This is a genomic window from Flavobacterium sp. GQ95 (assembly GCF_059758655.1).
This window is the reverse complement of sequence record NZ_JCAXEB010000030.1, coordinates 1-11,259: the sequence shown is the minus strand read 5'-3', so window position 1 is coordinate 11,259 and position 11,259 is coordinate 1. Positions and strand designations below refer to the sequence as shown.

The following is an 11,259-nucleotide window of genomic DNA, read 5'->3' as shown; positions in this document are numbered from 1 at the left end:
GCAGATATGGAGTTTTAAGACCAATTAAGCTATATCACTGTTTCTTGCTAACCGGCTTGTTTCTAAAGCAGCAATCAGGAATTTATGACAGGGCCGTTTATCTCAAAAAAAACACTTCCTATTAGATTTTATAACAGAACTCAAATTCTAAGCATTCTGTAAGAAAAACAAATGACGCCATTGGAAGGCAATGGCGTCATTTTAGCAAAATGTTATTGTTTTTAATGAATTAAATATTCCCTGGCTTAAAAATTAAAAATATTTAACTAAAATGAATACAAGGGCGTAAAATACAATTTTACTAAAACAAACTAATAAGGTCTGTTGGTAAATTTTACTTGTTTTGTATGATTTTTTATAAAGAGGTGCTCATAAAGCGCCTTAGTCTGCAAAAGAGTATTTTCGGGAAATAACTAATGAATAATAAATGTAATATCAAGAAGTCTCTCCTGCTTCCTTCATTTTTTTATTTATTAGCTTCAGCGGGCTTGTGTGATATCCATAAGGATGATTATGATTCATGTTAATGGTGACTAAGTACAATGATTATTTACAATACGTAAGTGTCGAAACTCCGGAAGCTATAATGTCAATGCATAGTATAATATTAAAAATTGGAAAAATGCACTGTGCTAACAGTGTATTTTTTTGTAAAAAAAAAAGTAAAAATTAGTGGCTATTCAAACTTAAAATAATACTTTTTAAAATTTATTATTCCATTTTAATACTTAATTACTGTTGAAAAAGCTTAATAAGGGCTTGTTCATAATTTGTATGATTTCTAACAACGCTACCGGTGCTGAAGCAATATCTATAGTTTGTAAAAGAAATGGTGTGGTAACCAAATAAGGTTGGGGGCAATGTTGGTACGATATCATTTATATTGACAATAAATGTTAGTTTTGCCAATTCCCCTGAACTGATTCGTTTAATTTCATTGGTAAAATTTTGATCTCCTGTTCGTGGTAATCCATAAGTGAATAGTATAGGTTTGGTAATTTCTGGTGCAGATAATGTTATATCATAAGTAAGCATCAAGCCCGCAGTTGCTCCTAAACTATGTCCGGCAATTCGTAATTTTGATGGTTTGTGTTTTTGTAGTACAGCAAATATATTAGTTCGCAAATTTTTATACACCCCATAGAACCCTTGTTCTACTTTTATATTTTTGTCTTGCCCGGAAAAAGAAATAAAAGGAACTTTTTTGACATGTAAATTTTTTATCCAGTCGGATATGCTTGCTGTTCCTCGGATAGCAATAATCATGTCCTTAGAATCGATGTTGTTTTGGTAAATGTATAGCCAGGCTTTGCCACTTTCTCTATTCAAATCGTTCATCAATCGTGGGTCTGTTCCTTCTTGTTTATTATTTGAATCAGCGTAGTAATACATTGTCTCAATTTTACTATATCCATCTAAAATAGGAGATTCGTCGTATACTGTTTGCACAGCATGCATCATAAATATAGCTTCACCGGGAGAAACTATGGCAGCAAATGTTTCGTCGCCCTGTGGTTTTGGGACTTCACATATTTTGAGTTTATTCTGTTTCTTATCGCAATCTGTTTTAGAACAGGAAAAAAATAACGAACAAAAAACAAGAAAAAAGTAGGGGTAATTTCTTTTAATAGCTGGCTGCTGAAATAATTTAATCATACAATAATATTTAAGTTTTGGAGTATTTCAAGTAGTTAAATTTCTATATTGCAATTTTTCTTTTATTTTGTTAAATAAGGCATTCAATAGGACATATAAAAAGTAAATAAGGTCGGATTGTTTTTAAGGTCGGATTGTTTTCTGCCTGATGCTATATTGGAAAATATTTGTTCAGGCCAATATGAATAAAGATCCCGATCAAAATAAAAAGTGATGAGTATGATTCTGTTCAGAGTTAATAAAATCGCAGATTGGATTATAAACTTCAATGCAGAAGATAGCCAAAAGAGGAGTAAGAATACTTGTCATAGATATCTGACTACTGGAGGAAAAGGATCAAATCTAGAAATTAGTTAATCTACTTTTATGATAGGATGTTTAAACGGATTATTGTGATAATGTTTCAGATTAGGTGTTTCTAACTAAAAAAGAGTGTGAGTTTAAATTATTGAATAGAAGAAGAGTTGACCAATAGTCGTATATTCTGTTTTTATTTATTTAAAAAAAACTTAAAATATTTTTGTTGTACTATAATGTGTCAAATTAGATTATGAAATAAAATGTAATTTTCGCAACAGTAAATGCATAAGATGGATTTCAATCTACCAGGAAATCAACGGTATAAATGCTGCGTTTGTCAAAGAATCAATAAACTGATTATGTCTATATTGCATGAAAAACTAATATTAATCAAGAGATAATTTTATTTATGAAAGAAGGTTTAGGGATAAAAAGTACCGGAAAATTATTAAAAATTTCAACTACAAACATTGTTGAAATATTCTGTAACAATTTTCTCGGTTGTGTCTCATTAACTGTTTTTACTTTGTATTGTCAAAAAAAACATTAAGTTTATTCAAAGGAAAGCAGACGCGAACTATAGTATGTTAAGATAATGTCTTATGCATTAGTCCTCTACAATTCCTTTGAATTTGTTGAATTGTTTCAAATAGAATGGACGTAATAGTCTAATAAAAGACTAAAAATAAGTTCAACATTTTTTAATTCTTAATATCAAAGTTATGAAAAAGTACTTATTTTATGTAGGGATAGATTTTTCTAAACTAAAGTTAGACGTCATTTTAATTCAAGATGAATCTTCAAATCTAACTGAACATTTTATTGTTGCAAATACTCAAAAGGGGGTAAAGAGTATAATTTATCGTTTACTTAAAAAGAAGATTGATTTTTTTGTAACCCTGTTTAGTTCTGAAGATACGGAAATATACTCCGTTGAGTATTTATCTTTTTGAAAAGAATCTTGATTACCGTATTGTTCCACCAATAGAAATTAAAAGATCTAAAGGGATTTTTCAAGAGAAAAAAAAGACAAAACAGATGTTAAGGATATTGCTTTGAATAGTGTGAGGAATATTGATAAATTGAAGCTTTTATCTATTGCAGAGGAAGAGAATCAACCGCTAAAATTACTTTTTAAAGAAGGGGAAAAAGTGACAAAATCCATTCTCTTATTTGAAAGATCAAAGGAAAAGAAAGATTTAATTTCAAAAAGCGTTTACAAAACCATCCATTATTTTTTTTAAATTCTTCTTTGTACTCTTCTCTTCTTTTTCCGTTTAAGCTGTTTTGGTATATATTCAATTGTATTTTCGACTTTAAGAAAAATGTCTGGCAGATTAGTTTTTAAATACTCTTTTGGTTTCGAATTTTGGATGTTTTCAGAAAAAATAGAAATCGATTTCTGAAAATCTTTTTCATAATGAAAAAGATTTGATTCACAATATTCCAAAATACCTCTTGCACTGTACTGTTTTCCTAGAGTACTTCCATTGAAAACACACTGTCTTTTATTATCAACATAAGTTATTCCATAAAGTTGTCCATCTTTGCTTTTTCTTAAAACAACATGAATGTCTACTTTTAGCAATCTTCTTGCAAGATTTTCAGGAGATTTTATCTTTCCATCGTAGAAAGCCATTCGTATAGCGTTTTTTACATAATTTTTATATGATTCTTTTTTTCTCTCATTAAATTTGAATCTTTCTTCAAGAAATTTTAAAGTTGGTTTACTGTAAAAATCACTAGCTTTGATGGGAACTCCAACTGGTTTTAAATCCTTATCAAGTATTTTGTAAAGAAGTCCATTGTTTTTAAAAATTCTTGAATCTTCCGTTCCTCCGTCAGCATGAACATTATACTGGTTTAAAACTGCATTGAGTTCTGGAAGATTTGAATATTTATATTCAAATAGTACCTTGTTTAAAACTCCATTTATGGCATTTTTAGACTCTGCTTTTCCATATTCTACTTTGCGGTTTGTAATTGGCTGTAAAGAAAATTGTTCTTTTACTTTTCTTCCTTCCGCTTTTACAAGCTCAAAGGTTTCTTCTATTTCTTTTCTGGCAGGTTCTGATTTTCTAATCCCCAACAAATGAAGGTCTATCCTTTTTCCATCTCTTTGAATATTATTTGTAATCACATGCAAATGAGGATGTCCTGCATCATAATGCTGATAAATTAAATAAGGCTGTTTGCCAAATCCGATTTTTTCCATGTAAATCTTTGCAATTTCATTAAGCTTCTCTTTGGAATGATTTTCCGAAGGGTCAAAATTCAATGAAATATGAACAGCGTTTCGCTTAACGTTTTGGTTAAGCGAAGCCTGTTTTATAAAACGGTTAAGTTTTAAAGTAAAATTAAGCCTATCGAGTTCCAGAGGAAAGTTAATGGCACTTATGCATTCTGCCTTTCCTTCTTTTACTTTTATCTCATTGTAGTTTAAAATTCTCTGTACGGAATTACTGGTTTTTATAATTGCAACCATTGCTCTGAGAATTTTTGAGAGTGTATTTTAATTTCCTCCATTTTTTCGAATAGCTTCTTTTTATCTACTTCAAACCAAAATACCTGTGTTTTAAATTCGGATATGGTCTTAAAAGAATTCATCTTTTTGGCAATCTGGTTGATGTTATTTCCTATTGAATTAAGCTCGCTGTTTAGAGTTATAGTTTCTTCGATGTAATCATCAAAAGAAGCATTCCTGTATGTAGTTACAATGGTTTTGTTAAATAAGTGCCTTCTTATGTGGTCACTTAATTTTCGGCAGGTACTTGCTCTAAATCTTTTTTCCAGTTCGGCATACTCCAAAGGAGTTAATCGCAGTCCTACGATTCGTGTTCTGTTTGAATTTTCTCTTTTCATCATCTTTCATTTTCATTGTTTTCAAACTCTTTTCTTTATAGTGTCTCCACCACCGAGTTCCGAGGTAATAGGTGGCAAGATCGGCGGTTGTTAAACAACCGTTCATCTTGCCGTTAGCTTTGACGCTAACTTAAACTTCCCCAGAGGCTTTAATTTTCTCTAGATTCTTGAAGTTTTGTCAAGGGGTGAACAAAACATCTTGCTTGTATTTTCATTGGTTACGTGAATCGGTATTTGTCCCCTTATTTAAAATATAAGATCTGAAAGAGGTGAACTACTCATCTTGCTGGTGTTATAAAGGCACATGTCTGGTATTCGTCCTCTTTCATTTCTTGTTTGTGTTGTCAATTTTATTTCAATAAATACTTGAATTTTGTATAAGGCAGGAAGAAGGTGAACTGTTCATCTTGCTTGTACCTTCCTGCTAAAATCCCTTCAGAGGCCATATTAAAACTTCATCCATTAATGACCTTGAGAGATCGGTTATCCATAGACCGAGGAGGTTTTGTCGGGACGATGAAAGAACAGTCAAGGTTCCTGCCTGTGGATGAAATCCCCATTTTAATGGAGAGTTACATTCATATTATAAAATCACTCGATACTGAAATTAAAGCTCTCGAAAAAGCGATTAAAGCTATTGTCAATGATGATCCGGAGGTTAAAAGAACATTTGAGTTGATAACCGGAATCAAAGGAATTGGTCTGTTGGTTGGTGTTTATTTAATTATATATACTCATAACTTTTCAAGATTTGAAACCTGGCGCAAATGTGCCTGTTTTGCTAGGATTGTTCCTTTTAAAACAGCTCTGGCACTAGTCTGAACAGCCGAAGTCATGTTCATCCCATCGCCAATAAACAGATCAAAAAAATGCTCCATATTGCCGCGGTAAGTGCCGCTCATACCGATAAGGAGATAAACATCTTTTATAAGCGTAAAATTCAAGATGGAAAAAGCAAAATGTGCGTGCTTAATATCATTCGCAACAAACTCTTAGCGCGCGCCTTTGCTGTAGCTAGAAGAGGAACGGAATACGTAGATATTATGAAACATGTAGCCTGATAAACATCTGATTTTCTATTGTCTGTAGCTGAGTTTTTTTTCGGCCAGGATTTGTTATGCCTTTTCATTGTTTTTTTTATTTAAAATCCATCTTAAAAATAAACATCAAAAAAACTTGCATATGTCTTAGAATACCAAACCAAGGAACGAGGTGGTTTTTAAGATGTTTATAAGTTTAACACTAAATTAAAATGAAATTTCGATAAATCCTATCATGAGTATATTTTAGCTATGATAGTCCTGAATTGTGAAACTCAAACTAATATTAAAAAAAGAAAAAAGGAAAAAAGAAAGCAGTTTTTAGCATTGGACAATCTGACAGTTGAAGTGCTATAATTCCCGAAGGGTGACAAGACGAGGAAGGAGACTTGTCATTATGCGCACTTCTCTGGCTATGTTCAATATATTAGCTGGATTTTTTTCTTTTGGATTTGTAATAATTAGTTAGCATCAGAAAATACTGTTATCTGTAATTCTTTATTTCTATCTATCAAGGCATCTTAGAAAGAAAATATGATTATCTGCTTTACATAAATAATTGCCTTAAGCATTATAAGAAGTGAAATCAATAATTCTATCCTTTAAAAGCGCAATAGAAAGATAGGTTCAAAACACATATTTTCAAGGGAATTAGGGATGATTGACGTGATTTTAATGCATTTTTGAGTTTATAATTAATTATTTAATTCAATGATACAAATAACATTTATATATAATTACTATTGAAAGAGATTGTTTTATACTCATGTTAGCTAAATGTGTTTTTTTAAGAGGTTAAAGATGAGTATATTAAATGAAATTGATGTACACACGTATATTTGTGTGTTACTTTTTCTGCAATATCCTCATTCTTGCATTAGATTTGAAATCAGGTTAATACCTATTTTTCTAGGTTTTCTAGAATTTAAATTTCTAGAATTAGTAAGTTGGGGTAAAGATGCTCAGAAATGAGCATCTTTCTACATTTTGGTCTCAAATGAAAAATATAGATTAATTGATGGTCATAATAATTAATTTTTTTAAGAGTAATTAAAAATATCTACGTAGTTTTTTATGAATATTAAAGAGAAAAAAATAGAACTTAATTTTACTTCACTGAGTTCTATTGCAATTATAACTTGCTGGTATGGAAAATATCCCTGGTATTTTCCATATTTTCTACATTCTTGTTCTTATAACCCAACTGTGGATTTTTATATAATTACAGACAATCAGAGTATAATTGAGAATAAGCCTAATAATGTCAAAATTATTTACAAAACTCTTTATGAAATAAAAAGATGTGCTTCAGATAAATTGGGTTTTACAGTCAGTATCTATTATCCTTACAAACTTTGTGATTTTAAGCCTTCTTATGGTTATTTATTTCCTGAGATTATAAATGGTTATGATTTTTGGGGGATTGGTGATCTTGATGTGGTTTATGGTTCAATAAGAAACTTTATGACTGAGGAGCTTCTAAATGATTATGACATAATAAGCAGCAGGCATGATTACATAACAGGCTCTTTTTGTTTATTTAGAAATAACACATACGTAAATGAGCTTTTTATGAAAAGCAAGGACTATAAAATGGTTTTTAGCAGTTCAGCACATTTTTGTTTTGATGAATGTAATTTTCTTTTCGAGGAATTAAAAACAGGTGCTTCCATTTTAGATATTTATAATCCTGTGGAAAGTATGACTTATGTAATTAAAAAAGAGGAAAGCGATAATAAATTAAGAGCTTTTTTTGATTTTATCATAGTTGAAGGCTTGCCGGGCAACATAGAATGGAATAATGGGAAAATTATTTACAAAGGCATGTATGAGGCAATGTTCTATCATTTAATCAAATTCAAGACATCTTGTGCAAGCAGAAAGGTTTTGACACCAATTCCTTCAAAATATTGTTTTACAAAAAAAACAATTATGAAAAAACAACCAATTAAATCATTTTAAATTTAGAATACAGTACAAGTGCCTAATTCTTAAACTGTGAAAACAATGACAGAGATGAAATGAGGTGTATAAAATGGATGCTAGGGAGGTAACAGGTAGCTATACAAATGGCTCATTAACCTACAGGTAGTAATCCTCCCGCTTACAGTAGTTCTAGGAGATTAAGGAAATACCCAAGGATGGTCTTCCAGTTTTACTAAGCCAGCTAATGGAAGCTATGGTTCGAGTAAGTATACTGGTGGGTGGAATGGCAATAATGGTAATATGAAAACTACTTATCCAAATGTAATTAACCGTTTTTTATTTTCTAAATACAAATATCGATAAGTTAATAAATGAAAAACTTAATGCATTTGATAAATAAAGTAGTATTTCATGAAAACAAAATATATAGGGTACAATATTAAATAATGTTTCAGTAGTTAATAATTATAAAGGAATTGTTAATTTAAGTTGCTAGTTTAAAGAGTAGGAATAAAGCAGAGATTAAGTAATTGTATTTTTTCGAGCCAATTGTAAACAAAAAAAAGGCATCATTTTTTTGTTTTAATAGATCATATTCTGCAAAGGATTAATTATGAATATGAAGATAAGGAGTATCAAGAAGATGGAAAAGTAAAAGATGGCTTGAAGAAGGTATCTGGAAAGGAAAAGGTTATAGATATACTTTTGTTGAAAATTATTAAGAGGATAAATTAATTTTCGGGGTCTGTACTGATGATTTAAACATTGAACATTTCTAAACAAAATCCTTCACCTACAAAAAGGCCTAAACTCCTTCTGTAGATACATTTCAAATACAATATATGATATGCCTAAAGATGTGAGAGATAACTTTCCGGTAAAATTACTATTTCTTTTAAAGTATAATATGGAAAGAAAATTAGTTAATTTGCCGCCATTGCAGGAATTTGGCTTCGGAATTGATGAAGTGGCAATTAGCATGCTAAAAAATGTAAAAGATGGAATCCGGGACATGAGCGCGGGATTCCGGTAGAGGTTCTTTTTTCATTACCACTAACAATATTACTTGACAATAAGTTGTTGAATTTTCCGATTTAATTAGATGATTCAAGAGCAATAGCGTGAAACTTTTAACATTAACAATGTAAAAAATAATGTCTTAAGCCGTCGCTTTGAAGCAATTCACTTAAGATAAATTTCGTCTATAATGTGGATAATTTTAATATAACTTTTTGTGGGCTAAATCTGTCTTTTGTTTTAACATTTTAAGCTCCTTGCTATTGCCAATTTTATTTCTCATTTTAAGTTTTATGTCTTTTTTCAAAATACTTACCAAACAAAAAAGAGACTCGAAAGTCTCTTTGTGGAATTAATATATCTTCATAAAAGTTTATTTCAGGTTTAATAATTTCTCCCAAATATAATCTGTTCACGAAGTTTATGGTGTTCTGGTAACTTATAGTAATGGAGATCAAAAAAATATTAAACGCTAAATTTTACTTTTGAATTATTTTTTCGAGATTAAGCTTATTAGTGAGGTTTCAGGAATTACACATATTGGTGTGGCTGGTACTATATTAGTGTAAGCTTTAAAAAAGGGGGCAGCTTTAATTAAAAAGTTGATCCCTTTTTTAATATTATATATTTAAAACAGTTATTAATTGAGATTAAAAATATTGTACTGTTACTTTTTAAATCATTTTTAAATTTTGTTTTGTAATTGTTTCATAAAAATCATACTCACTTACACGTATCGAGTTGCCAAGAGGAAATTTTGAGTAATTGTTTTGTATTGTTCGTTGTTTGTAACTTTATAAAGGTGAGTTGTTTATGTTTTGTTTAATATATAAAAAAGGCTAAAGGTATATGTGAGTAGTGTGCCTTTTTTTTTAAATCAGTATTTGAATATAGTTTTGCAAAATAATTTGAGGTTTCTTAATTGTTTCGAAAATAATAGAGTTGTAAGATAATTTTATTGCTTCATTAAGAATCCGCAATAAAAAAAAGATTTTGCTAGATTTAAATAAATTAATACTGTATAAAATGAATAAAGTTTTTAGATTTTTATTATTTGTAAATATTGCTATGTCATCTTTTTGGGCTCAGGCGCAATTTTCTGAGAATTTTAATTCTACAAATGATGCTAATCTTCCTTTAGGATGGTCCACGATTGATGTTGGTGCAAATGCTAATGATATCTATGACCATTGGATGACCGTAAGTCATACTGAGGTTGGTTATTTCGGTACAGCTCCGATTGAAAATGCTTCCCATGATAGGTGGGCTTTTTGTTATAGTACCAATGGTTTAGATGACTATTTAATTGCTCCTTCAATAACTGTAACTGATGGTGTAAGTGATCGGCTTACATTTGATGATCAGAATTATTTTGGAGCTTATAAGGTTGAGGTTCTTCTTTCTATTACAGGTGTAAATGCGTCTGATTTTACAACTGTTTTGATTCCGTCATATGCTCCTGGAGAAGGTGCGTGGTCAAGTAGGCTGATAGATCTAAGACCCTATATAGGAAGAACGATTCATATAGCTTTTCATGGTATTGGAAATAATGGTCGGGCTCTTTTTATCGATAATGTTGTAAATGATGCTTTCTGCCATAGTGCGATGGTAAAAGCAGGGGAAGATTTTACCAAAAGTTGTACACTTAATTCCTCGGGAAGAATGATTGGAGAGACTTCTCAACCTGGCGTTACTTATCAGTGGACCCCAACAACAGGTCTCTCAGATGCAACAATATCAAACCCAATAGCTAATCCGAATGTATCAACATTGTATAAGTTAACTGGGACTACTGTTTTAAACTGTATATCAACTGATCTTATAGAAGTAACAGTAAATAATACAGTGCCTACAGCAGATGCCGGATTGGACTTTACCAAAACCTGTAGAAACAATGCTGCTGGGAAGATGATCGGATCTGAAGCTGTGGCAGGCATGACCTATGTCTGGAGCCCGGCTACAGGATTAACGAGCGCAACAGTGTCGAATCCAACGGCCAACCCATCGGTGACTACAACCTATACGCTAACAGTTACCAATACAGCTTCAGGCTGTAAGGCCACCGATATGGTAACGGTTACCGTGGACCAACCGCTGCCTACAGCGGATGCCGGTGCGGACTTTATCAAAACCTGTACAAGCAATACAGGTGGTAAAATGATCGGAGTAGACGCTGTGGCGGGTACTACCTACCAGTGGAGCCCTGCTGCGGGATTAACGAGCGCAACAGTGTCGAATCCAACGGCCAACCCATCGGTGACTACCACCTATACGCTAATGGCGAGAAATACCGCTACAGACTGTACAGCTACCGATACAGTGATCGTTACTGTGGATCAGTCAATGCCTACAGCAGATGCCGGTGCGGACTTTACCAAAACCTGTACTGCTAATAACACAGGAAAAACAATCGGGATGACAGCGGTGGCTGGTACCACTTACCAGTGGAGCCCGGCTA

At 31.7% G+C, this 11,259-nt stretch carries 8 protein-coding genes; 5 read left to right on the top strand and 3 right to left on the bottom strand.

Annotated features, from left to right (window positions below):
• Positions 1-732: 732 nt before the first annotated feature.
• On the bottom strand, positions 733-1,656 hold the full coding sequence (locus AC6CH4_RS25595) for a lipase family protein (RefSeq protein WP_498108110.1): 924 nt from the start codon (positions 1,654-1,656) through the stop codon (positions 733-735).
• Positions 1,657-2,678: 1,022 nt separating this feature from the next.
• Between AC6CH4_RS25595 and AC6CH4_RS25590 the strand changes: the two genes are divergently transcribed.
• The gene (locus AC6CH4_RS25590; RefSeq protein WP_498108108.1) at positions 2,679-2,909 is read left to right on the top strand and encodes a hypothetical protein; all 231 of its coding nucleotides are present in this window, start codon (positions 2,679-2,681) and stop codon (positions 2,907-2,909) included.
• Positions 2,910-3,196: 287 nt separating this feature from the next.
• On the opposite strand, the gene AC6CH4_RS25585 is transcribed toward AC6CH4_RS25590, so the two are convergent.
• Complete coding sequence (locus tag AC6CH4_RS25585; RefSeq protein WP_498108106.1) at positions 3,197-4,441, bottom strand: relaxase/mobilization nuclease domain-containing protein; 1,245 nt, start codon at positions 4,439-4,441, stop codon at positions 3,197-3,199.
• A complete protein-coding gene (locus AC6CH4_RS25580; RefSeq protein WP_498108104.1) occupies positions 4,426-4,821 on the bottom strand; it encodes a plasmid mobilization protein in 396 nt (131 codons plus the stop codon). Before AC6CH4_RS25580 ends, AC6CH4_RS25585 begins: the two co-directional genes overlap by 16 nt.
• 462 nt (positions 4,822-5,283) lie before the next feature.
• Here AC6CH4_RS25580 and AC6CH4_RS25575 point away from each other — a divergent pair, with 462 nt between their 5' ends.
• The 4 genes from AC6CH4_RS25575 to AC6CH4_RS25560 form a co-directional block, all read left to right on the top strand.
• Positions 5,284-5,640, top strand: coding sequence for a transposase (locus AC6CH4_RS25575; RefSeq protein ID WP_498108102.1), 357 nt, complete (start codon positions 5,284-5,286; stop codon positions 5,638-5,640).
• A gap of 1,292 nt (positions 5,641-6,932) precedes the next feature.
• Positions 6,933-7,820 (top strand): DUF6625 family protein, encoded by an 888-nt coding sequence (locus tag AC6CH4_RS25570; protein ID WP_498108100.1) that lies wholly within the window; start codon positions 6,933-6,935, stop codon positions 7,818-7,820.
• Positions 7,821-8,631: 811 nt separating this feature from the next.
• Positions 8,632-8,817 (top strand): hypothetical protein, encoded by a 186-nt coding sequence (locus AC6CH4_RS25565; protein ID WP_498108098.1) that lies wholly within the window; start codon positions 8,632-8,634, stop codon positions 8,815-8,817.
• Positions 8,818-9,827: 1,010 nt separating this feature from the next.
• A partial coding sequence (locus AC6CH4_RS25560; protein ID WP_498108096.1) for a choice-of-anchor J domain-containing protein occupies positions 9,828-11,259 on the top strand: 1,432 nt, incomplete at its 3' end.

What these genes read in the sequence shown, in the direction of transcription:
- AC6CH4_RS25595 (WP_498108110.1), bottom strand. Translation starts at nt 1,656, where the DNA reads ATGATTAAATTATTTCAGCAGCCAGCTATTAAAAGAAATTACCCCTAC.
- AC6CH4_RS25590 (WP_498108108.1), top strand. Translation starts at nt 2,679, where the DNA reads ATGAAAAAGTACTTATTTTATGTAGGGATAGATTTTTCTAAACTAAAG.
- AC6CH4_RS25585 (WP_498108106.1), bottom strand. Translation starts at nt 4,441, where the DNA reads ATGGTTGCAATTATAAAAACCAGTAATTCCGTACAGAGAATTTTAAAC.
- AC6CH4_RS25580 (WP_498108104.1), bottom strand. Translation starts at nt 4,821, where the DNA reads ATGATGAAAAGAGAAAATTCAAACAGAACACGAATCGTAGGACTGCGA.
- AC6CH4_RS25575 (WP_498108102.1), top strand. Translation starts at nt 5,284, where the DNA reads ATGACCTTGAGAGATCGGTTATCCATAGACCGAGGAGGTTTTGTCGGG.
- AC6CH4_RS25570 (WP_498108100.1), top strand. Translation starts at nt 6,933, where the DNA reads ATGAATATTAAAGAGAAAAAAATAGAACTTAATTTTACTTCACTGAGT.
- AC6CH4_RS25565 (WP_498108098.1), top strand. Translation starts at nt 8,632, where the DNA reads ATGCCTAAAGATGTGAGAGATAACTTTCCGGTAAAATTACTATTTCTT.